Raw genomic sequence first — 22,930 nt, forward strand, 5'->3', positions numbered from 1 at the left:
CTTCCGCAGGTTTTCCAAGGCATCATGGTTGCACCCCTGAAAGTGGGCATAGCGGGGCTCGGCACCGTGGGCGCCGAAGTTGTCCGTCTGATTGAAACGCAGGCGCGCGTGCTTGCCGGCCGCAGCGGCCGCGGCATCCGCGTCGTCGCCGTCACCGCGCGCTCGAAGGCCAAGAAACGCGGCGTCGATCTGCGCGGCGTCGAGTGGGTCAAGGATCCGCTTGCCCTCGCCACGCATCCCGGCATCGACTGCTTCGTCGAACTGATGGGGGGCTCCGGCGATCCCGCCTTGTCGGCGGTCGAGGCCGCGCTCGCTGCCGGTAAATCCGTCGTCACCGCCAACAAGGCGTTGCTGGCAAAGCACGGCCTCAAGCTGGCAAAGGCCGCCGAAAAGCACGGCGGCGCGCTGAATTTCGAGGCAGCCGTCGGCGCTGCGATCCCTGTCATCAAGACGTTACGCGAAGGCCTTGCCGGAACCGGCATCAACCGGGTCTACGGCATCCTCAACGGCACCTGCAATTACATCTTGACCCGGATGGAGCAGGAGGGCCTGTCCTTCGCCGAATGCCTGAAGGACGCGCAACGGCTCGGCTATGCCGAGGCCAATCCGTCCTTCGACGTCGACGGCCACGATACCGCGCAAAAGCTCGCCATTCTCGCCAGCCTCGCTTTCGGCACGAAAGTTGCTCAAAGCGCGGTGTATGTCGAAGGTATCTCCTCCATCGCGCCGGAAGATCTCCGTGCCGCTGACGATCTCGGTTACCGGCTCAAGCTCCTCGGCGTCGCGGTTCGCACCGCCAAGGGCATCGAGCAGCGCGTGCATCCGACCATGGTTCCGAAATCCTCGTCGATCGCACAGGTGATGGGTGTCACCAATGCGGTCACGATTGATGGCGAGGGCATCCCGCCGATCACGCTGGTCGGCCCCGGTGCCGGCGGCGCTGCGACCGCATCCGCCGTCGTGGCCGACATCGCCGACGTCGCGCGCGGCATTCGCGCCAATCCGTTCGGCCGGCCGATTTCGCAGCTGCGCGATACCAAGAAGGCGCCGATGGAGCGCCATGAGGGCGGCTACTACATCCGACTTCTGGCACGCGATTTCCCGGGCACCGCGGCTGCGATCGCGACGCGGCTTGCGGAGCAGAAGATTTCGATCGAGTCGATCGTGCAGCGCCATCCCAATGGCGGCGCTGCGCCGGCAGACGGCAAGGCGGTCCCGGTGCCCGTCATCCTCATCACCTATGCCACGCACGAGGACGCCGTGCGCCGCGCGCTCGCGGCCGTGCAGAAGGACAAGGTGATCAGTGGGCGACCCCAGGTCATCAGGATCGAGAAGAACTGAGCATGACCTGGAAAAGTGTGAAGCGGTTTTCCGGAAAGGTCATGCTCCAAGAATAAGACACGGTTCGAACGAACTGTGGGTGTTACGAGTTGATGCGACGGAGATGTCCGTCCAAAACTGTTTCGAAGGAGTGAGCCGATGTCGACCCATATTTCAGTCCCGCCGCAAGCGTTGCTCGAGCGCATTCTCACGCTGGAGATCGTGCGTGTGACGGAGCGGGCGGCGGTGTCTTCGGCGCGTCTGCGCGGGCACGGCAACGAGAAGGCGGCCGACCAGGCCGCGGTGGACGCGATGCGGCGCGAGCTCAACAAGCTCCCGATCGAGGGCACCATCGTCATTGGCGAGGGTGAGCGCGACGAGGCGCCGATGCTCTTCATCGGCGAGAAGGTCGGCATGAACGCCGGCCCGCAGGTCGACATCGCCGTCGATCCGCTCGAAGGCACCACGCTGTGCGCCAAGAACATGCCGGGCTCGATCGCCACCATGGCGATGGCCGACGGCGGCACGCTGCTGCACGCGCCCGACGTCTACATGCAGAAGCTCGCGATCGGTCCCGGCTATGACAAGGGCGTCGTCGAGCTCGATGCGACACCGGCCGAAAACGTCCACCGCCTCGCCAAGGCCAAGGGCGTCAAGCCTGACGGCATCACCGTTCTCGTGCTCGACCGGCCGCGCCATGCCAGCATCATCGAGAGCGTACGCTCGACCGGCGCCGCCGTGCGCCTGATCACCGACGGCGACGTCGCCGGCGTGATCCACTGCGCCGACCCCGACAATACCGGCGTCGACATGTATCTCGGCACCGGCGGCGCGCCGGAAGGCGTGCTCGCGGCCGTGGCGCTGCGCTGCATCGGCGGTCAGATGCAGTGCCGTCTCATCCTCGACTCCGAAGAGAAGCGCGAACGCGCCGCCAAGATGGGCGTCAACGATCCCAAGATGATCTACGGCATCGAGGACATGGCGCGCGGCGACTGCCTGTTTGCCGCCACCGGCGTCACCACGGGCTCGCTGCTGTCAGGCGTCAAATTCCGCAAGGACGGCGTGATCGAGACCGAGACGGTGGTGATGCGTTCCGTCACCGGCACCGTGCGCTACATCAAGGCCGAGCATCGCGAACTGGCGAAGTTCCATTTGGACTAGTGTCAGCGACGTCCGCCTGCGTTCGTTCGGCGAATTTAGCCGGACGTCGTCGCATACAGCACCAGGATGGACATGATCCATCGCCTGTCTACTAAGGGCTGCGCGGCGCGGCCGGCATGAACAAGAACGCATCGCGCAAGGTCAGAGCGAGTTGGAGCGCTTTTTGGAGCTCACCAACTTCCTCAGCCCGAGGCAGCAAAAAAGCCCTCGCTGACGCAATGTCTCCGCTCGCGAGCGCGCGGCGCGCATTCGTGTCCGCCTCGGCATAGGCGTCGGTCGCGAGCATTTTGGACAGCTCTTGCGATACGCCGCCATCGAGGATTTCCAGGCGAGCTTCCGATACGTAGTGATCTGGCCGCAGCTCTATCAGGTTCTCTGACTTCGCCGGATCGAAAAGCCCGACCTTGCCCAGCATGATCAGAAGCGGGTGATTTCGCGCGAGAGATGACGGAATGATCTGGTAGGTCTTGAGCCTTCCAGCTCGGTCCTGAAGAGAAAAGAACGAAATGACCGGCCCGATCCGAAAGCGCGAGTTGCGGTGGAGCACCGCAACGTGACCGATGTTCTCGTCATCGTCTTTGTACACCGTCCCGCTCTCGATGTTTTTGTCGAGGCCATTTGCAATCAAATAGGACGAAGCGTTGGCAACACGAAGCGTGACGCCGCGTTGGTCGAGTCCGTCCACCTCAAATTCGATCTCGCGTCCGATGAATGCGGACAGTCCGACCGTATAGGCTCCGACGGTCTCTCCGGAACGGAAGGGAATGATTTCCATCCACAATCCGAACGGATGATCCGGAAACGGCTCGAACGAGCGGCGTGACTGCTCGAGCCACATCTCGGGCGAGCGGCCCACATTGCCGCGCCAGACGACGCCGAGACAGCCGGGAAGTGCTTCAAGCATGGCGCCGACAAAGGCAGTCGTAAGGCGCACACTCTCGGCGAACCCAAGCGCTTTCGGTTCTGAGTTGTCTTCGGCGGAGCCCATTGTCGCGACGACGAGGTGCGCGCGGTGGCGGCCGGCGGCGTGGAAAGCCTCCGGGCCATACCCAGGAGGCTCGCTGCCACAGCTGCTGATCGTAGGGCATGGGTGCGGGCATCAAGAGGATGGTCATGAGATGATCGCCGACGCGGATGAACATCGGACCGTCGGTATCGTTACTTGGTGCGACTGGGCTGCGGTCCCACCGCAAGCCAGGATGACGAACGCGTAACGTCTCGATTAAAGATGCCTCGTCCGGAAGGCGGGCATCCTCAAGCAATATACATGCAACAGGGATGGTGGTCATGACAGATGCGCTGCACCCCGACTGGTTGAGACCCGTCACTTTGTTCATCTTGCGCGTGTTTGATGTGCGGGACTAGCGCTATTGTTGCACGGAAAGGATCATGCTTTAAAGCCTTTCATCTGAGACGAAGCCAGCTGGGGCGCGGAAAATCCGCGAAGCGAAACATGACCACGACATCCGATCTCTCCGCCGTCAAAGCCCTCGTCTTCGACGTGTTCGGCACAGTCGTCGACTGGCGCACCAGCCTGATCACGGACTTCATGTGGTGGGCGAAGGGCCGCGGCATCTCCGCCGACTGGACCGCACTCGTCGACGGCTGGCGCGGCATGTACATGGCCTCGATGGATGACGTGCGCAAACATCCCGAGCGCGGCTATGTCATGCTCGATGATCTGCATCGCCGCTCGCTGGAAAAGCTGGTCGCGCAATTTTCGATTCCAGGCCTGACCGAAGCCGATCTCGATCACCTCACCAGGGGCTGGCACCGCCTGTATCCGTGGCCCGACAGTGTCGCGGGCCTGACGCGGCTGAAGACGAAATTCGTGATCTCGCCGCTGTCAAACGGCAATGTCGCGCTGCTCACCAACATGGCGAAGTTCGCAGGGCTTCCCTGGGACCTCATCATGTCGGCCGAGCTGTTCGAGCACTACAAGCCCGATCCCGAAACCTATCTCGGCGCCGCGCGCCTGCTCGGCCTCAAGCCGGAAGAGGTGATGATGGTCGCTGCCCACAACGGCGATCTCGCTGCCGCGCAGAAGAACGGGCTGAAGACGGCTTTCGTGGCGCGACCGACCGAATACGGTCCGCTCCAGAAGGTCGATTTCGAGGCCACCGGCAATTGGGACATCGTCGCCAGGGATTTTGGCGGAATCGCCGACAAGCTCGGGTGCTAAGGTGGCTGCGACTTTGCAGAGGGCCAAGGCTCAGCCTCGCAGCACGTTCCACGGGGCGAAGGCGTTGTTGACGCCCTCGAGCGCCGGTCCGAGTTGCGGCACATGCCGCAGCAGCACCGATTTCATTCCGTTGTTGTGGATCCAGTCCAGACCGAAATTGGTGTAGACTTCCGCCCGGTAGTCATCGGTGAAGAACCGGTCGCTCTTGAGACGCCGCGATGCCATCAGGATGAAAATGCGGAAGGCGGTATCGCTGAAGCCAAAACCATCCGGCAGGTCCTCGGCCAATAGTCCGACCATCAGATCAACGCGATCGACGTCGCCCTTGTAGATCGCGCGCATCTTCCTGGCCGCGCCGGGGATGCTGGTGATTTCCTCGAATGTGTTGACCCGCTTCTTGCCGACCAGTTCGCGAAACCGATTGTAGCGCGGCACGCCGCGCTCGCGATCGCGCATGATATCGATGGCGGCCACGTCCAGCAACGGCTGGCCGTCTTTGGTGAACTGGCGCAGGAAGTTCGGATAATTGTGCAGGCGAATGGCGCCGGGATGGGCGGTGCCGAACGAGTACAGCAGGTCGACGAAGCCGTGAGTCTGCATGAACTCGCGGGAGGCGGGGCCCTGCATATCGACCAGGTCGCTAAGGGTAACCTGTGTGCTATCGAGCCGCCGTACATCCATCTTTTCGGGGATCAGCGGGTGCAGGCGGTACACGGCGGTGAATTCCTCGGTCATCGCGTAGGGCGCGCTGTGCTGGTCCGTCGGAGAGCCGATGATGCCAAAGGCGGCCTCGCTGTTCTTGCCGAGCACTGCGCGCAGCACCCGGCACGGGATCCCCGACCAGTTGGCGTGCATGCTGAAGTCCAGTGCGGGATGGCCGAGGATGCCTGGCGTCCATTCGACGGTGTGGATCTTGGCGATCAGGGCTGCGTTGATCAGGCGCGCATGCTGGAATAGCGCCTCGTCGTTCCAGGTCGGATACCGCGTCTTCAAGCCGTCGCAGATGACATTGTGCTCGCGTGCAAAGAGGTTGTGCAGCAGGCTGAGCCCCACCCACCAATTGTCATTGAAGCCGGTGAGATCGGCGCCCGGATGGACTGGATCGGCTGGAAGCATCCCATCATCGCCGACAGCGATCTTCCCATCTGCCCCGGAACGGATCTGCATCTGCCTCGCGCGGTCGCTGCCGTAGATCTGTCCGGCGTCCCACCAGTGCGAGTTGAGGTTGCGGAACGTGGGGGTCGCGCCGAGCCATGGTTCACGTGGCGTCTCGTCGCAAACGGTTCGACGGATCTTCATGCAGCCGTCGATCCGCTCATCCGCAGGCCATTCGTCGTTTGGCTTCAGCGGAATTTTGAACTCGTTTCCCGACTTAGGGGCCCCATGGCTGAACCAATTATGGGTTTCGAACTGGATCCAGGCGGCGGCCAGCAGATTGAGGCTGGTCGCGGGAATGAATTCGCGGCGCGCCAGCAATTCCTCCGAGATCAAGCGCGGACTGGGTTCGAGCAGGTCGTCCAGGCTGCCCGGTACACATTCGGGCAGCGCGAAATTGCGTCCGAACCGGGCGCCAGCCATCCCCATGCGCGGATGGTCGAGGCTGTTGAACGAGCCGTCGGCGGAACGCCAGCGGTCATTGCCCGTGCTCCAGCGAGGCGATGTCGTGCCGTAGCCGGTATGGTGCAGATTGTGCTCACGCAGCCGGTCGCGGAACGCCGAGAGATTGGCAGCTCCGAGCAGGGTCGGCAGTTTGTCCCATGTGACAAAGAAGTTGACGGCCCGATAGACAACATCCGGGACCCATTGGAGCCGGTCACGATGGAAGACAAAACCATCGTTCTCGCGGGACATTGACGCTCCCAAACAATTCACGTCAATAAATGCGATCTGCAATTAGTAGCTGTAGTTCAATAACACCAAAATGTCCGCCTGCCAACGCCGCCGGAGACATTGCGGATTGCAATTGCTTGCCGGTCAGCCGGACAGCGGTAATCGTTCGGGCGGTCCGGGCGGCGCGTGCGCCACCCGGACCTGATCCGCCGATTACAACGTCATCTGCATCGGTTCGGGATAATAGTGGAATCCTTCGCCGGCCTTGGCAACATGGCCATAGCCCGGCCAGGCGAAGTGATAGGACATCACGGGCGTCTTGTTCGCCGCAAGCATAGTCAGCAGCTTGACGCGCGACTCGGCCGCCTGCTTCGGGTCGGTGTCGTAGGAGAATTCCATCCGCGGCCGCTCGAGCAGCAGAACGGGATGGTGCGAGAGGTCGCCCATGAAGGCGAAGGACTTGCCGGCCGACGAGACCATGAAGATGGTATGGCCGACGGTGTGACCGGGCGCTGCGATCGCCTGAACGCCGGGCAGGAATTCCTGGCCATCCTTGAAGAACACGATGCGGTCGCGCACCGGCAGCAGGTTCTTGCGGGCGTGAACGACGAAATCCTTGGCGTCGCTGCCGAGCTTGCCTTCGTCGGTCCAGAAGTCGAAATCGGTCTGCGAGATGTAGATCTGCGCGTTCGGAAACAGCGGCTTGCCGCCGTCGTCCACGATGCCGCCGATGTGGTCGATATGCGCATGCGAGCAGACCACCGCATCGATGTCCCCAGGCTTGATGCCTGCCTCGGTCATGCTCTTCTGCTGCCGGCCGGTGGTGGCGCCGAACATCTTCGAGCTGCCCATGCCGGTATCGAACAGAATGAGCTTGTCGCCGGTGTTGACGATCGGCGAGTTCTGTTCGAGCACGACATTGTCCGGCGACAGGAAATTGTCGACAAGCATCTTCTTCACCTCTTCCTTGGGAACGCCGGTGAAGGTCCCGGAGGGGTCGCCGAGCGGCAGCGGTCCGTCGGAGACGATGGTGACTTCGGCATCGCCGAGAACGAAGCGGTGCCAGTAAGGCGTCTGGGTGCCGAGCTTGGGAGCGCGCGCCATCGCGCTGCTGCCGAGCATTGCGCTGGCACCAAGGCCAGCCCCGAGAGCGAACAAGGATCGACGTGAGACATCGATTGTCATGCGTTTCCTCCGCTTTTGTCTTTTGTTTTGCGCAATTGTTTGCGCGTTACATTCGGCCCGCGCCGATCGCCTCGCGTCAGCACGATCCGACCGCACGGCTGAATGCAATCAATGATTGTGTCGCGATTGTGTCTCTTGACCGCGCGTTGTAGGGGGGCCGCGAGTTTCTTTCTGCGTCGCGAATGCCGTCTCACGCAATCCGCGGCACCAGGTCACTGCCTTCCGTTTCAGCAAAGCCCGCCTGCAAAACCTCTTCGCGCTTGTGGCGTAGATGCGCGCGCAGGATATGGGCGAGGCCGACGCCGTCGCGCCTCTGCAGTGCATTCAGGATGGCATCGTGCTCCTTCACGGCGACCGCCCAGCGCTCGGGCGTCATCGGCGTGACATAACGCGCGCGGCGGATGCGCGCGGTCACGGACGTATACAGCCCTGCAAGCACCGGGTTTCCGGCCGCAGCGACGATGCCTTCGTGAATGGCGCGGTTGCCGCGATAGTACCGGATCAGGTCGCCCTCGCGATGATGATGCACCATCTCCGCATGCGCGGCGGCGATCGCGTCGATCTCGGGATCGGTGATGCGTTCGCAGGCGAGTTCGCCGGCGAGCGCTTCGAGACCCTGGCAGACCTCGAAGAGGTCGCGCATGTCCTTGTCGGTCAGTTTTGCGGCGCGCGAACCGCGATGCGGCAAAAGCTGCACGAGCCCTTCGGCGGCGAGCACCTTGAGCGCCTCGCGTAGCGGCGTGCGCGATATCTGAAGCCGCTCGCACAGCTCGCGCTCGGGAATCCGCGCGCCGGGCGGGATTTCGCCGTCGAGCAGGATGGCCCGGATGCGGCCGACGACTTCCTCATGGAGCATGGGTCTGAAGTCCATTTGAATGCAAAAATGAGGCTATATGCGAATTAATGCAAGTTCCAGCTTGTAAATCGATCATTTTGCATTCAAAAATGTAGAAAAGCAGAAGGACATGAGGAAAATGGACCAGCAGGTGGTGGCGGAAGACCTCGTTTTCGAGCGCCAGGACGGTATCGGGCGGATCACCTTCAACCGCCCGCAGGCGCGCAATGCCTTCACCTTCGCGATGTACGAGCGGCTCGCCGCGATCTGCGAGGAGATCAACGACGATCACGCGATCAAGGTGCTGGTGCTGCGCGGGGCCGGCGACAAGGCCTTTGCCGCGGGCACCGACATCAATCAGTTCCGCGATTTCAAGTCGCCGCAGGACGCGATCGACTACGAAAACCGCATCGATCGGGTCCTGACCACGCTCGAGCAATGCCGCGTGCCGACGATAGCAGCGATCAACGGGTTCTGCACCGGCGGCGGCGCGGGCATCGCCGCGGCCTGTGATCTCCGCATCGGCACCCAAAGCGCGAAAATCGGCTTTCCTATTGCCCGCACGCTCGGCAATTGCCTGTCGATGTCCAATGTCAGTCGTCTCACCGCGCTGATCGGCGCTGCCCGCGTCAAGGATCTGATCTTCACCGCGCGCCTCGTCGACGCGACGGAGGCGGCCAGTGTCGGGCTGCTCGGCGAGGTCGTCGAGGATCTTACCGCGCTCGACAGGCGCGCCGACGAGGTTGCCCGATTGCTTGCCAGCCACGCGCCGCTGACGCTGAATGCGACCAAACAGGCCGTGGCGCGTCTGCAAAGGCGGCTGACGCCGGACGAGGGCGAGGACCTCATCCTGATGTGCTACACGAGCCAGGATTTTCGCGAAGGGCTCGATGCTTTCCTCACCAAGCGCGCGCCGCAATGGCGCGGCCAATAGGACGCCCCGATGCAAAGCGATCGCTCGCAATCAACCTCCGGCCGTTCGGGGCCGCTTGCCGGCCTCAAGGTCATCGATCTCACCCATGTCATGGCGGGGCCGACCTGCACTTTGATGCTGGCCGACATGGGCGCCGACGTGATCAAGATCGAGAAATCGCCGAACGGTGACGACACCCGCCATTCGGTGCCGCCGAAGATTGGCGACGAGGCGGCCTCCTTCCTGATGATGAACCGCAACAAGCGTGGCATCGTGCTGGATCTGAAGACCGAGGGCGGCAAGCAGGTGCTGCGGCGGCTGATCGCGGGCGCCGATGTGCTGGTCGAGAATTTTGCGCCGGGCGCCATGGAGCGCCTCGGCTTCGGCTACGACGACCTGCACAAGCAGCATCCAGCGCTGATCTATTGCTCGCTGTCGGGCTTCGGCCGCACCGGACCCTACAAGCACCGCCGCGGCTTCGATCTGGTCGCCCAGGCCATGAGCGGCATCATGAGCTTTACCGGCGAACGTCCCGATGGTCCGCCGGTGAAATGCGGCCCGCCGCTGTCCGACATCACCGCCGGCCTGCTGGCGAGCATGGGCATCCTCGCGGCCTACACGCACCGTCTCAAGACCGGCGAAGGGCAGTGGGTCGAGACCTCGCTCTATGAGGCCGCGCTGGTGCAGACCTACTGGCAATCCACGATAGCGCTGGCCGCTGGCACTGCGCCGCGTGCGATGGGTTCGGCCCATCCGCTCAACGCGCCGTACCAGGCCTTCGAGGCCTCGGACGGCTGGCTGGTGGTCGGCGGCGCCAACAAGAAGCACTGGCTGTTGATGCTGGAAGCCCTCGGTGCGAGCGAACTCGCCTCCGATCCGCGCTTCGTCACCGGGGCCGACCGCATGGCCAATCTGAAGGAGCTCGAAGCTGTCCTGAGCGAGCGCTTTCGCACCCGGACGCGGGCGCACTGGCTCGCTGCGCTGGACGAGAAGGGCGTGCCGTGCGGACCCGTGCACGACATGCTGGAGGCGCTTCGCGATCCGCAGACGCTGGCGCGCGAGATGGTCGTCGAGGTCGAGCATTCCACGCTCGGACCCGTGAAGACGATCGGCTTGCCGGTCAAGTTTTCGCAGACCCCGGGCAAAGTGCGCACGGGCGCGCCGGTCTACGGTGAGCATACAAGCGAGGTGCTGGTCGAGCACGGGTTCGACCAGAAGCAGATCGAAGCGCTGGAAAAAGAAGGCGCAATCGTCCTGGCATCAGGAAGACGCGAGGAACGCGTCGCCTGACCGGACGTCGAAAACAACAAGATACAAAAATCAGCTGGAGGACATCATGGGTCGGACGTCAACACTTCTGCTCTCCGCCGCCGCAATTGTGCTCGCCGGCACGATGCCGGCGCTCAGTGCCTGGCAACCGCAAAAGCCGATCGAGTTCGTAGCGACCGCCGGGCCCGGCGGCGGCACCGACAATCTCGCGCGCGCCGTGCAGAACATCATCACCAAGCACAAGCTGGTGGAGCAGCCGATCGTCGTCGTCAACAAAGGGGGCGGCAGCGGCGCGGAAGGCTATGTCTACGGCAAGGCGTCCGCCGGCGATCCCTACAAGGTGATCTTCGGCACGTCGAATGCCTGGCAGCAGCCGCTCGTCTCCAAGGTCGCCTTCAACTACACCGATCTCACTGCGATCGCGGCGATGGCGCAGGACGAGTTCCTGCTCTGGGTCAAGCAGGACGCGCCCTACAAGACGGCGGGCGACTATCTGAAGGCGGCCGCCTCGGGCGAATTCAAGATGGGTGGCGCGCAGTCGAAGGATACCGACGAGGTGCTGACCCGCATGATCGAGAAAGCCGGCCACATCAAGCTGACCTACATCCCCTTCAAGAGCGGCGCAGAGACTGCCGTGCAGCTCGCCGGCGGACACCTCGACTCCCACGTCAACAATCCCAGCGAAAGTCTCGGGCAATGGCGCGGTGGAACGCAACGACCGCTTTGCGTTTTCAGCCCGAAGCGGCTGCCGCAGGGCGCCAAGGTCACCGCGACCGAAGGCTGGGGCGACGTTCCGACCTGCGTCGAGCAGGGCCTCGACATCAAGCAATATGAGCAACCGCGGACGGTGTGGCTCCCCGGCAAGGTCACCCCGGACCAGGCCGCGTTCTATGTCGACCTCATGAAGAAGGTGCAGGCGACGCCGGACTGGAAGGACTACATCGAGAAAACCTCCCAGGTCGACACGTTCCTGACTGGCGCCGAACTCGACAAGTTCATCAAGGAGGACCTCGAGCACGTCAAGCAGGTCGCGGGCGAGCAGGGCTGGTTGGTCAAGTGAGGCGGCCGATGGCGTTCGATCGCGCAGCCGAGTTCAACCACCGTCCTCATCCTGAGGAGCCCGCCGCAGGCGGGCGTCTCGAAGGATGGCCGGGGATGGGATGTCGTCCGGAGCCGTCCTTCGAGACGCGCGCCAAAGCGCGCTCCTCAGGACGAGGATTGAGCAAACATCTGGCGCTTCGCTGGAGCGGCCCATGATCTCGCGCCGCGCCCTCGAACTTGCGACCGCCGTTCTCACCGGCAGCTTTGGTGTGGCCGTCGTCGTCTCCAGTCTCGATAACGGCATCGGCTGGTCAAGCGCGGGCGTGGACGCCGGCACGTTCCCGTTCCTGACCGGGATCATCATCGTGCTCGGGAGCTTCTACAACCTGGTGCGCGGTTTGATGCCGGTTGCGTCACTGGCGAACGTCCCCATCGCCATCACATCGATCGAGCTGCGCCGGCTTGCCGGCCTGTTCGTGCCGGCCGCGATTTTCGTGGCTGCGATTCCGTTGGCCGGGATGTACGTCGCCTCAGCCCTGTACATCTTCGCGGTGCTGGCGATCCCCAGACAACAATCCGTGCCGCGCGCGCTTGGCATGGCGGCGGCGACAGCGCTCGCGCTCTACGTCGTGTTCGAGCGCATGTTCCAGGTGAGCTTGCCGCACGGCGCGCTCGCCGCGGCGTTCGGCTTCTGACGGAGAGGCCGATGGACAATCTCGGAGAACTCCTTCACGGCTTTGGCATCGCGATCACGCTGCCGCATCTGGCGCTGATGGTGATCGGCGTGCTGCTCGGCATTCTCGTCGGCGTGCTGCCTGGGCTGGGTGCTCCGAACGGGGTGTCGCTGCTGCTGCCGCTGACCTTCGGCATGCAGCCGGTCTCTGCCATCATCCTGCTCTCCAGCATGTATTGGGGCGCGCTGTTCGGCGGGTCCGTGACCTCGATCCTGTTCAACATCCCGGGCGAGCCGTCGTCTGTCGCCACCACCTTCGACGGCTACCCGATGGCGCGCGATGGACGTCCGACGACAGCGCTCGCCACCGCCTTTGGCTCGGCGGCATTCGGCGCGCTGATCGGCGTCATCCTGATCACCTTCCTCGCATCGTGGGTCGCGCAGGTCGCACTCGCCTTCGGGCCGGCGGAATATTTTGCAGTCTATTTCCTGGCCTTCGCCAGCTTCGTCGGCATGGGCGGGGCGGCGCCGATCAAGACCGTCGTCGCACTGGCGATCGGCTTCGCCATTGCCGCCATCGGCATCGACACTGTCTCCGGCAGCGTGCGCCTCACGATGGGCGTCGACGAGCTGGTCAAGGGCGTGAACTTCGTCGTCGCGGTGATGGGCCTGTTCGGCATCGGCGAGCTGCTCGTCGCCGTCGAGGAAGAGTTTCATGCCCGCGCAGTCTCGTCGAAGATAGAGTGGCGCGAGGTGTTTCGTGCCGTCGGCCGCCTGCCGCGACATAGCGTTGCGCTGCTGCGGAGCGCGGCCATCGGATGCTGGATGGGGATCACGCCTGGCGGCCCGACTGCGGCGTCGTTCATGAGCTACGGCATCGCCCGACGCTTCTCGCGCCGTGGCCGATACTTCGGCACGGGAGAGGTCGAAGGCATCATCTCGCCGGAGACGGCCGATCATGCCGCCGGCACCAGCGCGCTTTTGCCCATGCTCTCGCTCGGCATTCCCGGCTCGGCCACCGCGGCCGTCATGATGGGCGGGCTCATGATCTGGGGCCTCAATCCCGGGCCGATGCTGTTCGTCGACCAAAAGGACTTTGTTTGGGGCCTGATTGCGTCGATGTATGTCGGCAACATCGTCGCCGTTGTGCTGGTGCTGTTGACCGTGCCGGTCTTTGCGGCGCTGATGCGGATTCCCTTCGTGATCATCGCGCCGCTGATCGTGATCATCTGCGTTGTCGGCGCCTATTCGGTGTCGAACTCCTATCTCGATGTCGTCATGATGCTCGGCTTCGGGATCGTCGGCTATCTCTTCAAGAAGCTGTTCTATCCGCTGGCGCCACTCGTGCTCGCGACCGTCATCGGCGACAAGGCCGAGGACGCGTTCCGGCAGTCGATGCTGATGTCCAAGGGATCGCTCGGGATATTCTTCGCCAACAAGCTGGTGACATGCCTGATCGTGGCGGGCATCGTGCTGTTGCTGCTTCCGCTCGTGCTGCAGCTTGCGCGCTTGCTGCGCAAGCCTGCGCCGTCGATCCACGAGACGACAGTCCAGAACACAGCTCGAGAGACCGCTCGAGAGAAGGTGATCATATGACCGCAAAGCCGCTCATTGCACTGGCAATGGGAGATCCCGCTGGCATCAGCCCGGAATTGACCGCAAAGCTCGTGGTGCAGGACGACATCCGCGCCCGCGGCCGGATCGTCGTGATCGGCGACCGGCGCGTCTTCGACCAGGGCGCGCGGATTGCCGGCGTCAACCCGGAGCTGACCATGGTGGAGCAGGGGGCCGATTTGCGCGCGGCGGAGGGCGAGACGCTGTTCGTCGATCTCGGGCACCTCGATCCCGGCGAGGTCCAGCACGGGATCGCGAGCCTCGCCGGCGGCAGGTTCGCGCTTGCCAACTACAAGCACGCGCTCGAACTCGGCCGCGACGGCCGGGTCGATGCCGCCTGCTTTACGCCGTTCAACAAGCAGGCGATGCGGCTGGCCCGCGCCGAGTATGACGATGAGATCGCGTTCTCCGCCGAAGTGGTCGGACTCAAAACTCCCGCAAGCGAGTTCAATGTGCTGGACCGGCTCTGGAATGCCCGCGTGACGTCCCACATCCCGCTCAAGGACGTCGCCGCGCGACTGTCCGGCGAACGTATCCATCGCGCGCTCAAGCTGACTGATGCCTGCATGCGCAATGCCGGCTTCGCCCGGCCGCGCATCGCGGTCGCCGGTCTCAATCCGCATGCCGGCGACGGCGGTAATTTCGGCCGCGAGGAGATCGATGTCATCGCACCCGTGGTCGCGGCCGGCCAGCGCGAGGGCATTGCCGCCGAAGGGCCGTTCCCGGCCGACACCGTGTTCCTGCGCGCCAAAAGCGGCGCCTTCGATGCAGTGCTGACGATGTATCACGACCAGGGCCAGATCGCGATGAAGCTGATGGGCTTTGATCGCGGCGTGACGTTGCTCGGCGGCTTTCCATTTCCGATCTGCACGCCGGCGCACGGCACTGCCTACGACATCGCCGGCCAAGGCATTGCATCAGTCGGTGCCAGTCGTGCCGCGGTGTTGCTCGCCGCGGAGATGGCCGTGCGTCGCGTCGCCTGATTTCTCCGACGGGGAGGTGGGCGCCTGCTTGTGTCTGCGGTGGCCACGCAGTTTCGGACTTTCCGGGAAGAAGTGGAAACTTCCGTCCTCGTAACGAGTTGCCGTCGCATGAACGTCTCCAATCTCGGAGTTGGAACATGGTCGACGACGACCCGCTACGAACGGCGGTGGATATTGCTTGGTCCGTTTACCGCGCCCGGCATCGCCACGTCGATGCCGCGGATAGTTGTTGCTGCCTGCTTGAGCGTCATCTGCAAGGGAGATGGAAAGCGCGCGGGAGCGATGCCGAAGAACTCACGCAATTCGGGATTGCCTTCCTCGATCGGCTTCCTGACGACGAATGTTGAGGCTCATGGAAGGGCTCGTCTGCCGGGTCGCGGCCGCAAGTGCCAGGCCGAATTGGACGCTGCTCGCGATTTCGAACCTTCTGTCCGCCGCGATCATTCTGGTCGTGCGTGCGGCGGTTTAACGGGTAGCCTCTCATGCGCATCGCTCAGATTGCTCCCCTCGCCGAAAGCGTCCCTCCGAAACTTTACGGCGGCACCGAGCGGGTAGTGGCCTGGCTGGTGGATGGGCTGGTCGAGCTCGGCCACGAGGTCACGCTGTTTGCGAGCGGCGATTCCAGGACGAATGGTGCGCTTCATCCGGTTTGGCCACGCGCGCTGCGTCTCGGGCGGAAGGGGGCGGACCCGACGGCCGCGAGCGCCATGCTGATGGAGGCGATTGCAAGGCGTGCGAAGGAGTTCGACGTGATCCACGCGCATGTCGACTGGCTGTCGTTGCCGTTGCTCAGCCGTCTCGGCGTGCCGTTCCTCACGACCATGCACGGTCGCCTCGACTTGCCTGGGCTACCCGACGTAGCCAGGCAATTCCCTGAAGCATGCTTTGTGTCGATTTCCGATCATCAGCGCCTGCCGCTTCCCGATGCGAAATGGATCGGAACCATCCAGCACGGGCTGCCGTCCAACCTGTTTCGTCCGTCCTACGAACAGGGGTCCTATTTGGCGTTTCTCGGGCGTCTCACCGCAGACAAAGGTCCGGAAGACGCCATTCGCATCGCACGTGCGGTCCAGATGCCCCTCCGCATCGCCGCGAAGGTCCCCCGCGCCGAGACAGCCTACTTCAGGAAGCACATCGAGCCCAACATCGACGGTAAGAACATCCAGCTTGTTGGTGAAGTCGATGACGCGGAGAAACAGCCCTTCCTTGCCGAAGCCGCTGCGCTGTTGTTTCCGATCGACTGGCCGGAGCCGTTTGGGCTGGTCATGATCGAAGCGATGGCATGCGGAACCCCGGTGATCGCCTATCGCTCCGGCTCTGTCCCCGAAGTCGTCGAGCACGGATTGACAGGCTTCATCGTCGAGAACGAGGAGCAGGCCGTCAGGGCAGTCGGCGAATTGGGCAAGCTGGATCGAAGGAAGGTGCGCGCCCGCTTCGAGGAGCGCTTTTCCGCGAGCCGAATGGCGAGGCAGTACGAAGACCAGTACCGCAAACTGGCTGCCGCCGCGGCTCGGGAGTTGATCACTGAACCGTCGGAAACGTGAAAGGACCCGGCGATGTCGCTCGGAAAAGCGGGGCAGATTTGCATCTTTCTGGTCTTCGCTCTGGCTGCGCCGCCGGCGTTCGCCGCGGAGATCGACGCCGCTGCCATCAAGGTCGCTGAGCCGTCGAAGAAAACCCTGTCGAACGATAAGCCGACCGCGGCGGGTGTCCGGTTGCAGGTCCTGCTGGACCGCGCGCACTTCTCGCCCGGCGAGATCGACGGCAGGTTCGGCGAGAACGCCAAAAAGGCGTTGCGGGCCTATGCCGAAGCGCGGCAGCTGCCGGTTTCGGACACCGTGACGGACGATGTCTGGACCGCGTTACGGGCGGACGACCGGCCGGTGACGATGACCTATGCCATCACCGAGCAGGACGTGGCGGGTCCTTTCCTGAAAAAGCTGCCGTCGAAGATGGAGGACATGATGGAGCTTACAAAGCTAGGCTTCACCAGTGCGCGCGAGGCCCTGGCCGAGAAATTTCACATGAGCGAGCAGCTCCTGGCCGCGCTCAACTCCGGGCGCCATTTCGATCGCGCCGGCGACACCATCGTCGTGGTGGACACATCAGGCGCAGGCGAGGGCATCTCCACCAAGGCCGACAGGATCGAGGTCGACAAGGTCAGGCAGACTGTAAAACTGTTCGACAAATCGAATGCGCTGATCGGATTTTATCCCGCGACGGTCGGCAGCGAAGAGAAGCCGTCGCCTTCAGGCACGCTCAAGGTCACGGAAGTCAGCCGAAATCCGTACTATCGCTACAATCCCGCTTATCGTTTCAAGGGCGTCCATTCCCGCAAGCCCTTCACCATCAAGCCCGGCCCGAACAATCCGGTCGGCACGGTCTGGATCAACCTGTCTGCCGAGGGCTACGGCATTCACGGCACGCCTTCGCCGGAGAAGATTTCCAAGGCGGAATCTCACGGCTGCGTGCGTCTGACCAATTGGGATGCCGAGCGCGTCGCCGGCCGTGTCTCGAAAGGCACGCCGGTGGCATTCGTGGGCAGCCCCGGATGAACGAACGCCTCGAGGTGGCAACGCCGCTCGCCGATTGTGCGCTATTTCGGGATCGGCATCGTCAGCTCCTTGTCGGCCGTATCCACCACGAAGACAGCCAGCAATTTTGCGGGTTCGGTGTCGCTGGCATTGGCGCTGACGGCATGACGGTCGCCGGGTTTTTCAGAGAAGTTCTCGCCCTTGTGAAAGACCTTGGCGGGGCCGTCATTGACCTGACTGCGGATCGCGCCTTCCAGGACGGTGGCGTAGATGAAAGCCGAGGGCGCGTGGATGTGGGCCGGCGAGGAGCCTCCGGGACCATACTCGACCAGCACGCCTTTCATGCTCTTCCCCGGGACATTGGGCAGCGCCTGGTCGAACACGACGGTCGCCTTGGCCGTGGGGGCCGCCGTCTCGGCGGCATGGGCCGTCAGGAATGATGCGGCATAGACAGCGGTTGCGATCAGCAATTTGCGCATGGGAGTCTCCTCAAAGCCTCGCGAGCCATGTTGCGAGCGACGTTTTGCCGAGCCGCGCCTCGCCGAGAGGGTTCAGCGATGTGTCGTCGATGGGAGCGCCGTAGTACGGCGCCTTTGGGTCTCCCACCACGGGTCGAGCGTCGCCGGACGCCTTCAGGCGCCGTGCGATGAATTCGTTGAAGGGCGCCTTCTCAGGTCCTGCGATATCGATCGTGCCGTTGAGCGGCTGGCCCATCGCGACCTCTGCGAGGCGATCAGCCACGTCGTCGGCCGCGATGGGTTGAAACAATGCCGTGGGAACGACGATCCGGCCCTCGGCCGCACCCATGTCACCGATGGCGCTGAGGAATTCGAAGAACTGGGTGGCGCGGACGATCGAGTAGGGGACCGGAGATGCCTTGACGATGGTCTCCTGCGCCAGCTTGGCACGAAAATAGGCGATGTCGGGCGAGCGCTCGGTCCCGACGATCGAGAGCGCCACATGATGCTTCACGGCCGCAGCCGCCTCGGTCGCAGCGAGGTTTTTGCTCGAACGCTCGAAGAATTCAAGCACGGCGGCAGGCTCCCAGGACGGCGCGTTGGCAACGTCAACCACGACATCCGCACCCGCCAGCACTGCTGCGAGGCCTTCCCCGGTCACGGCGTTCACGCCTGACTTCGGCGAAGCCGCAACAGCGTCGTGGCCTTGTTGCTTGAGCTTCGTTACGAGCTTGGATCCGATCAATCCGGTCCCGCCGATCACGACGATCTTCATGGCCTATCTCCTCGGCACGTTGCGAGCGCGAGCCTTTCAGGATCGACGGCGCCCGCGTCGCGAAAGCGATGAGGCGACTCTTACCGGGGAAATGGGGCAGGCTCTTGCCTGTAACCGGCCTGCCTTGTCCAAAAATGCTGAAGACGTCTGTCCAATCGCCGATAGATAAAGTTGCGTATCGAAATAGTCCGACGCACGGAGCGCACCGCTGACGCCGGCATCCGCCAGCGGCGCTCGCTAGATTGCAGCACGTCCTTCTCGTTGGCGTTCGGTTACAGACGGCATTCGCACCACGCAGCGGAACCCGACATGGCCGGTCGAGGTATCGACCGGCTCGGCGTGCCGCGCAGCCGGGCGATATCGGCGGCAATAGTTCGGCGCGCAAAGATGCGAGCCGCCCTTGAGGACCTTGCGCGGAATCTGGATGTCGGGGAGGCGAGGGTCGTAGCTTGTGTGCTCACCGCCGCCGCGGGGATTTTTGGGGATGCAGCAGGGCTTTGCAGCGTCGGCGGCGTGCTTCGACGACCACCAGTCGGAGGTCCACTCCCAGACGTTGCCGATCATGTCGTAGAGACCGTAGCCGTTCGGCGGGAAGGCCATGACCGGCGAGGTACGCTCGTACCCATCCTCGCCGAGATTCTGGACGGGGAAGTTGCCCTGCCAGATATTGGCCATGTGCTTGCCGCCCGGCACCAGCGCATCGCCCCAGGCGTATTCCTCCGCCTCGAGGCCGCCACGCGCGGCGAACTCCCACTCCGCCTCCGTCGGCAAGTCCTTGCCGGCCCAGTGGGCATACGCTGCCGCATCGCTAAAGGAGACGTGAACGACCGGATGGTCGTCGAGGTCCTTGATGTTGCTGCCGGGACCATAGGGATGGCGCCAGTTGGCGCCGCGCAGGAAAGTCCACCACTGGCTCCAGTCGGTGAGATCGGTGATGCGCGGCAGCGGGGAGAACACCAGCGATCCCGCGTAGAGCATCTCCGCCAGCGCGCCCGGATAGTCCTTCGGATCCGGAACGACCTGCGCCTCGGTGACATGGCCGGTTGCGTTGACGAACTGCTTGAACTGCCGGTTAGTCACGGGCGTGCGGTCGATCCAGAAGCCGTCGACAGCGACGCGATGGCTCGGCGCTTCCTCGGGATAATGATGGTCGGATCCCATGCGAAAGGTTCCGCCGGGAATGAAGACCATCTCGCCGGTCTTCAAATCATCCGGCAACCACTCGCAGTGATCCAGATCCGCTCGCAACATGGTGGAAGCTCCGATACCCGCATTCCACCCGATGCTACTGCGCTACCTCTGGCAGACTTCGACGATGGCTCCTTGTCCGGCCCATTGGACGCATTGTCTGGTCCCCCACTTTTTTGGCGCTCCGGGCAGAGGAGGACGCTGCATTGCGTCCACATCTCTTTCCTTTGCACGCACGTCTTCGAACACGCGGCAAATCCATGCCGCGTGCGCTCTGCCACCCGCAGAACGCTTCCGCTTAATATCGCTAAGGTTGCAAATGATACCCGAAGATTGGACGGCTGTGATGTGCAATTTGTGCCAGTCTGCCCGGGCAGTGAGACCTAATGCCCCATGGCTCAGATCCTTCAGTGCAGAGGCATTTGAGAGCAAATCTTGCGACAAATTCGGCGATGACTTGCCTGAAAACGCGAAGTCAGCTTGTCGTACCCACCTCGCGTTGTAGTGGTACTTCGCTATCGCGTGCCGCAGAATTGTCGCGCTTCAGTAACACGGTACAGCCATGGGGCAATTCCTTCTGGTTGATTCGCGCAAGCTGGATGGTTTCGAAGGTCTTCAGCAGGCCGTCCACGGCTCGCATGTCGATGTGATGCAACTCGGCCGCGGTCGGTTGCGCGGAACTTTATCCCATGTCGGCATCGGCGACTTCTCGCTCAGCATTGGTGCTTTCAACGTCGGCATGCGCACGCAGCGGGTTTCCAGCGACGACAGACTGATCATCGGGATGCTGCTCGCGGCCGAAGAGCGCGTCGCCCACTGGTCGTTCGACATGCAGCTCAATGATGTGCTCGTCATTCCGCCGCGGCTCGAACATGACGGTGTTTTTCACGGCGGCTCCGCCTACGCCGCCATGCGATTCGACATCAACGAGGTCGCGACGCTGTTCGGCGGAGAAGCACGGCTAAGCGATCCCGACACCTGGCGCAGCCGCGGTCATTTCCGCGCGCACATCGAGACCGGCGCGATCGCCTCGCGCCGCCTGGTCCGGATCATGTCGCACCTGCGCGACAACAAATATGGGCTGACGCTATCAACTGCCGATTTCTGGAAACGATCGATCGCCGAATGCATGGCTGCCAACGTCGCGTCGTCGCTGCCACCCGACGGGAATGGCTGGCTCCCTTCCGCACGCCGGCTGATCCGCAAGGTCGAGGAGTTTCTCGACGACGCCGGCACCCGTCCGGTGCACGTGTCGGAAATTTGCGCGGCGCTCGGCGTATCGCGGCGCACCCTCCACCGCGCCTTTCAGGAGGTATTCGGTCTCGGTCCGGTCACCTTCCTCAGGCACAAGCGTCTCTGCGCTGTTCATTCGATCCTGCACCAGAGCGCACCTGGCTCGACCACCGTGACAGCCGTCGCCATGCAACAGGGCTTTTACGAGCTCGGCCGGTTTTCGCAATATTACCTGGCAATGTTCGGGGAGCGTCCGTCGCAAACGCTTGGAATTGCGACGGTGCAGCCCGTCGAAGACGATATCACCAGAACCTAGCGCTCTGAGTCTGGACCGCGAACGACGCCATGATGGCATGCGTGCCGGTGTTTTGCCGGCGTGAAACGGCGAAAAAAACCGTCATGAAAACAACCAGATGGCTACTGTGCATGGGGTTGTTTTCACAGTTTTGAGTTGGATAGGCAGGCCGCCTTCAGCTTTACGCCCCGCAGACGATCACGCCATACCAGCCCAGACCCCGATAGGTCTCGTAGCCCGGGGTGGCATGGAACGCGACCAGCGTGCCCGAGCCGTCCTGATAGAAGCCGGAACGCTGGCCATTGAGCGACAGCGAGATGCGTTCGCTGAGAATGCCTTGTCCGTCGGAAGCGGCGATCACGCGAAGATTGGAGTCGACCAGCAGCACGCGCGCCTTGTCGCTGTCGCCGACACGCACGCCTTGCACGATGGCGCGGGCCTGTGCCTCCCAGTCGAAATGGATGGCGAGCACCCCGATCGGCGCGCCGTTAGCCTGTCCACCGGCGCGGACGCTGGCGCAATAGGTCGCGACCTGGGCATTGCCGAGCAGCGGCTGGTTCTCGACGTCGCCGGCGACATAGTCGTCGCCGGAGCGCAGGGTCTTGGCCTCGCGAAACCATTTGGTGTGGGCGACGTTCTGGCCGACGGCGTGAAACCGGTCGGCGCGGCCGTTGGCGATGACGTTGCCATCGAGGTCGCAGAGCCAGAGGTCGAGATAGACGGTGTAGGCGCCCAAGATCACGCCGAGACGCTGCGAGGCATGGGACACGGCCGCGCCGTCGGGCGAGGCCGCGCAATCGACCAACGCGGAATCGGTCGCCCACCAGCGCACGTCGCAGGTCCGTTCATAGAGGTTGCGGTCGATGAGCTCGATGGCGTTGAGCGACAAATCGACCATGCGCTCGCCGCGCGAGCGCTGGCTCATCCGGTCGATCGAGGAGACGAGATCGCCGGTCCGTTTCGTCAATTGGCTTTCGAGCTCGCGGGCGATGGTCTCGACCTGCTGGCCGACGCCACGGACCTCCTGCGCCACCACGGCGAAGCCCGCGCCCTGTGCGCCGGCACGCGAGCTTTCGATCAGCGCGTTCAGTGCCAGCATCTTCATCTGGTTGGTGATCTGCTGGATCGACTTGGTCTTATCGACCGCGATCTGGTTGACCTCCGCCGTAAGGCGGTTGATCAGCGCGGAGATGTCGGAATCATCCTCGGCGGATTCATTTGCGATCGGCTTGGCTTTGAGACCCAGCGCAGCAGACATCGGGGGCTTCCCTTGGCAATGAGGTCTGATCTGCAACGAACCCGGAACAATCACTGACAGATCGAATACAATTCTTTTTCGAAGATTCCGCCTAACGCCTGCTTAATTTGCTGTTTTGCGGAATGCTCAAATGATAGTCAGTCCGCGCAGCAAAGCGGCAATCCACCGCTTTGTGCGGCGCAG

General features: G+C 63.2%; 21 protein-coding genes. 13 read left to right on the plus strand and 8 right to left on the minus strand.

Going from position 1 to position 22,930, the window contains the following annotated elements; genetic code table 11:
* Positions 1-24 precede the first annotated feature (24 nt).
* Both ABIB80_RS20090 and glpX read left to right on the plus strand, forming a co-directional pair.
* Positions 25-1,341 carry a homoserine dehydrogenase gene (locus tag ABIB80_RS20090; RefSeq protein WP_007591523.1) on the plus strand — a complete coding sequence of 439 codons (1,317 nt, stop codon included), beginning with the start codon at positions 25-27 and terminating at the stop codon, positions 1,339-1,341.
* 138 nt (positions 1,342-1,479) lie between these two features.
* Positions 1,480-2,481: a class II fructose-bisphosphatase gene (gene glpX / locus ABIB80_RS20095; protein ID WP_007591522.1), complete on the plus strand. Its 1,002-nt coding sequence runs from the start codon at positions 1,480-1,482 to the stop codon at positions 2,479-2,481.
* Between the two features lie 91 nt (positions 2,482-2,572).
* Here glpX and ABIB80_RS20100 read toward each other — a convergent pair whose 3' ends face one another.
* Positions 2,573-3,469: a hypothetical protein gene (locus tag ABIB80_RS20100; RefSeq protein ID WP_354128173.1), complete on the minus strand. Its 897-nt coding sequence runs from the start codon at positions 3,467-3,469 to the stop codon at positions 2,573-2,575.
* 465 nt (positions 3,470-3,934) lie between these two features.
* Here ABIB80_RS20100 and ABIB80_RS20105 point away from each other — a divergent pair, with 465 nt between their 5' ends.
* A complete protein-coding gene (locus ABIB80_RS20105; protein ID WP_219680299.1) occupies positions 3,935-4,663 on the plus strand; it encodes a haloacid dehalogenase type II in 729 nt (242 codons plus the stop codon).
* Positions 4,664-4,693: 30 nt separating this feature from the next.
* Here ABIB80_RS20105 and ABIB80_RS20110 read toward each other — a convergent pair whose 3' ends face one another.
* From ABIB80_RS20110 to ABIB80_RS20120, 3 genes are all read right to left on the minus strand, one after another.
* Positions 4,694-6,514 carry a peroxidase family protein gene (locus tag ABIB80_RS20110; protein ID WP_354128174.1) on the minus strand — a complete coding sequence of 607 codons (1,821 nt, stop codon included), beginning with the start codon at positions 6,512-6,514 and terminating at the stop codon, positions 4,694-4,696.
* A gap of 192 nt (positions 6,515-6,706) precedes the next feature.
* Complete coding sequence (locus ABIB80_RS20115; protein WP_007591519.1) at positions 6,707-7,678, minus strand: MBL fold metallo-hydrolase; 972 nt, start codon at positions 7,676-7,678, stop codon at positions 6,707-6,709.
* A gap of 190 nt (positions 7,679-7,868) precedes the next feature.
* Entirely contained in the window at positions 7,869-8,534 is a 666-nt protein-coding gene (locus ABIB80_RS20120) for a GntR family transcriptional regulator (RefSeq protein WP_088940849.1), read from the minus strand.
* Between the two features lie 118 nt (positions 8,535-8,652).
* Between ABIB80_RS20120 and ABIB80_RS20125 the strand changes: the two genes are divergently transcribed.
* From ABIB80_RS20125 to ABIB80_RS20165, 9 genes are all read left to right on the plus strand, one after another.
* Positions 8,653-9,447: an enoyl-CoA hydratase/isomerase family protein gene (locus ABIB80_RS20125; RefSeq protein ID WP_219680291.1), complete on the plus strand. Its 795-nt coding sequence runs from the start codon at positions 8,653-8,655 to the stop codon at positions 9,445-9,447.
* 9 nt (positions 9,448-9,456) lie between these two features.
* Positions 9,457-10,716 carry a CaiB/BaiF CoA transferase family protein gene (locus tag ABIB80_RS20130; RefSeq protein WP_007591516.1) on the plus strand — a complete coding sequence of 420 codons (1,260 nt, stop codon included), beginning with the start codon at positions 9,457-9,459 and terminating at the stop codon, positions 10,714-10,716.
* A gap of 46 nt (positions 10,717-10,762) precedes the next feature.
* Positions 10,763-11,755: a Bug family tripartite tricarboxylate transporter substrate binding protein gene (locus tag ABIB80_RS20135; protein ID WP_007591514.1), complete on the plus strand. Its 993-nt coding sequence runs from the start codon at positions 10,763-10,765 to the stop codon at positions 11,753-11,755.
* A gap of 193 nt (positions 11,756-11,948) precedes the next feature.
* Positions 11,949-12,431: a tripartite tricarboxylate transporter TctB family protein gene (locus ABIB80_RS20140; RefSeq protein WP_035992756.1), complete on the plus strand. Its 483-nt coding sequence runs from the start codon at positions 11,949-11,951 to the stop codon at positions 12,429-12,431.
* 11 nt (positions 12,432-12,442) lie between these two features.
* Positions 12,443-14,005, plus strand: a complete 1,563-nt coding sequence (locus tag ABIB80_RS20145) for a tripartite tricarboxylate transporter permease (RefSeq protein WP_007591511.1) — start codon at positions 12,443-12,445, stop codon at positions 14,003-14,005.
* Complete coding sequence (locus ABIB80_RS20150; RefSeq protein WP_354128175.1) at positions 14,002-15,006, plus strand: 4-hydroxythreonine-4-phosphate dehydrogenase PdxA; 1,005 nt, start codon at positions 14,002-14,004, stop codon at positions 15,004-15,006. The genes ABIB80_RS20145 and ABIB80_RS20150 overlap by 4 nt, the downstream gene beginning before the upstream one ends.
* A 137-nt stretch (positions 15,007-15,143) precedes the next feature.
* Complete coding sequence (locus tag ABIB80_RS20155) at positions 15,144-15,353, plus strand: hypothetical protein (RefSeq protein ID WP_354128176.1); 210 nt, start codon at positions 15,144-15,146, stop codon at positions 15,351-15,353.
* A gap of 135 nt (positions 15,354-15,488) precedes the next feature.
* Positions 15,489-16,550 (plus strand): glycosyltransferase family 4 protein, encoded by a 1,062-nt coding sequence (locus tag ABIB80_RS20160; protein ID WP_219680282.1) that lies wholly within the window; start codon positions 15,489-15,491, stop codon positions 16,548-16,550.
* A gap of 12 nt (positions 16,551-16,562) precedes the next feature.
* On the plus strand, positions 16,563-17,561 hold the full coding sequence (locus ABIB80_RS20165; RefSeq protein WP_219680279.1) for a L,D-transpeptidase family protein: 999 nt from the start codon (positions 16,563-16,565) through the stop codon (positions 17,559-17,561).
* 41 nt (positions 17,562-17,602) lie between these two features.
* On the opposite strand, the gene ABIB80_RS20170 is transcribed toward ABIB80_RS20165, so the two are convergent.
* The 3 genes from ABIB80_RS20170 to ABIB80_RS20180 all read right to left on the minus strand — a co-directional run bounded on the left by ABIB80_RS20170 (position 17,603) and on the right by ABIB80_RS20180 (position 20,024).
* Positions 17,603-18,019, minus strand: a complete 417-nt coding sequence (locus ABIB80_RS20170) for a cupin domain-containing protein (RefSeq protein ID WP_354128177.1) — start codon at positions 18,017-18,019, stop codon at positions 17,603-17,605.
* A gap of 10 nt (positions 18,020-18,029) precedes the next feature.
* Complete coding sequence (locus ABIB80_RS20175; protein ID WP_007591489.1) at positions 18,030-18,773, minus strand: SDR family oxidoreductase; 744 nt, start codon at positions 18,771-18,773, stop codon at positions 18,030-18,032.
* Positions 18,774-19,010: 237 nt separating this feature from the next.
* Positions 19,011-20,024 carry a formylglycine-generating enzyme family protein gene (locus tag ABIB80_RS20180; protein WP_354128178.1) on the minus strand — a complete coding sequence of 338 codons (1,014 nt, stop codon included), beginning with the start codon at positions 20,022-20,024 and terminating at the stop codon, positions 19,011-19,013.
* Between the two features lie 499 nt (positions 20,025-20,523).
* Between ABIB80_RS20180 and ABIB80_RS20185 the strand changes: the two genes are divergently transcribed.
* Positions 20,524-21,510, plus strand: a complete 987-nt coding sequence (locus ABIB80_RS20185) for a helix-turn-helix domain-containing protein (protein WP_007591473.1) — start codon at positions 20,524-20,526, stop codon at positions 21,508-21,510.
* Positions 21,511-21,670: 160 nt separating this feature from the next.
* Here the strand turns inward: ABIB80_RS20185 and ABIB80_RS20190 are convergent, their stop codons facing one another.
* Positions 21,671-22,747 (minus strand): methyl-accepting chemotaxis protein, encoded by a 1,077-nt coding sequence (locus tag ABIB80_RS20190; RefSeq protein WP_007591471.1) that lies wholly within the window; start codon positions 22,745-22,747, stop codon positions 21,671-21,673.
* Positions 22,748-22,930: the final 183 nt, after the last annotated feature.

This window comes from Bradyrhizobium sp. i1.15.2 (assembly GCF_040548425.1).
Taxonomy (GTDB): Bacteria; Pseudomonadota; Alphaproteobacteria; order Rhizobiales; family Xanthobacteraceae; genus Bradyrhizobium; species Bradyrhizobium canariense.

What these genes read in the sequence shown, in the direction of transcription:
- ABIB80_RS20175 (WP_007591489.1), bottom strand. Translation starts at nt 18,773, where the DNA reads ATGAAGATCGTCGTGATCGGCGGGACCGGATTGATCGGATCCAAGCTC.
- ABIB80_RS20150 (WP_354128175.1), top strand. Translation starts at nt 14,002, where the DNA reads ATGACCGCAAAGCCGCTCATTGCACTGGCAATGGGAGATCCCGCTGGC.
- ABIB80_RS20090 (WP_007591523.1), top strand. Translation starts at nt 25, where the DNA reads ATGGTTGCACCCCTGAAAGTGGGCATAGCGGGGCTCGGCACCGTGGGC.
- ABIB80_RS20140 (WP_035992756.1), top strand. Translation starts at nt 11,949, where the DNA reads ATGATCTCGCGCCGCGCCCTCGAACTTGCGACCGCCGTTCTCACCGGC.
- ABIB80_RS20125 (WP_219680291.1), top strand. Translation starts at nt 8,653, where the DNA reads ATGGACCAGCAGGTGGTGGCGGAAGACCTCGTTTTCGAGCGCCAGGAC.
- ABIB80_RS20135 (WP_007591514.1), top strand. Translation starts at nt 10,763, where the DNA reads ATGGGTCGGACGTCAACACTTCTGCTCTCCGCCGCCGCAATTGTGCTC.
- ABIB80_RS20155 (WP_354128176.1), top strand. Translation starts at nt 15,144, where the DNA reads ATGGTCGACGACGACCCGCTACGAACGGCGGTGGATATTGCTTGGTCC.
- ABIB80_RS20165 (WP_219680279.1), top strand. Translation starts at nt 16,563, where the DNA reads ATGTCGCTCGGAAAAGCGGGGCAGATTTGCATCTTTCTGGTCTTCGCT.
- ABIB80_RS20170 (WP_354128177.1), bottom strand. Translation starts at nt 18,019, where the DNA reads ATGCGCAAATTGCTGATCGCAACCGCTGTCTATGCCGCATCATTCCTG.
- ABIB80_RS20120 (WP_088940849.1), bottom strand. Translation starts at nt 8,534, where the DNA reads ATGCTCCATGAGGAAGTCGTCGGCCGCATCCGGGCCATCCTGCTCGAC.
- ABIB80_RS20130 (WP_007591516.1), top strand. Translation starts at nt 9,457, where the DNA reads ATGCAAAGCGATCGCTCGCAATCAACCTCCGGCCGTTCGGGGCCGCTT.
- ABIB80_RS20180 (WP_354128178.1), bottom strand. Translation starts at nt 20,024, where the DNA reads ATGTTGCGAGCGGATCTGGATCACTGCGAGTGGTTGCCGGATGATTTG.
- ABIB80_RS20105 (WP_219680299.1), top strand. Translation starts at nt 3,935, where the DNA reads ATGACCACGACATCCGATCTCTCCGCCGTCAAAGCCCTCGTCTTCGAC.
- ABIB80_RS20145 (WP_007591511.1), top strand. Translation starts at nt 12,443, where the DNA reads ATGGACAATCTCGGAGAACTCCTTCACGGCTTTGGCATCGCGATCACG.
- ABIB80_RS20190 (WP_007591471.1), bottom strand. Translation starts at nt 22,747, where the DNA reads ATGTCTGCTGCGCTGGGTCTCAAAGCCAAGCCGATCGCAAATGAATCC.
- ABIB80_RS20115 (WP_007591519.1), bottom strand. Translation starts at nt 7,678, where the DNA reads ATGACAATCGATGTCTCACGTCGATCCTTGTTCGCTCTCGGGGCTGGC.
- ABIB80_RS20100 (WP_354128173.1), bottom strand. Translation starts at nt 3,469, where the DNA reads ATGGGCTCCGCCGAAGACAACTCAGAACCGAAAGCGCTTGGGTTCGCC.
- ABIB80_RS20160 (WP_219680282.1), top strand. Translation starts at nt 15,489, where the DNA reads ATGCGCATCGCTCAGATTGCTCCCCTCGCCGAAAGCGTCCCTCCGAAA.
- ABIB80_RS20185 (WP_007591473.1), top strand. Translation starts at nt 20,524, where the DNA reads ATGGGGCAATTCCTTCTGGTTGATTCGCGCAAGCTGGATGGTTTCGAA.
- glpX (WP_007591522.1), top strand. Translation starts at nt 1,480, where the DNA reads ATGTCGACCCATATTTCAGTCCCGCCGCAAGCGTTGCTCGAGCGCATT.
- ABIB80_RS20110 (WP_354128174.1), bottom strand. Translation starts at nt 6,514, where the DNA reads ATGTCCCGCGAGAACGATGGTTTTGTCTTCCATCGTGACCGGCTCCAA.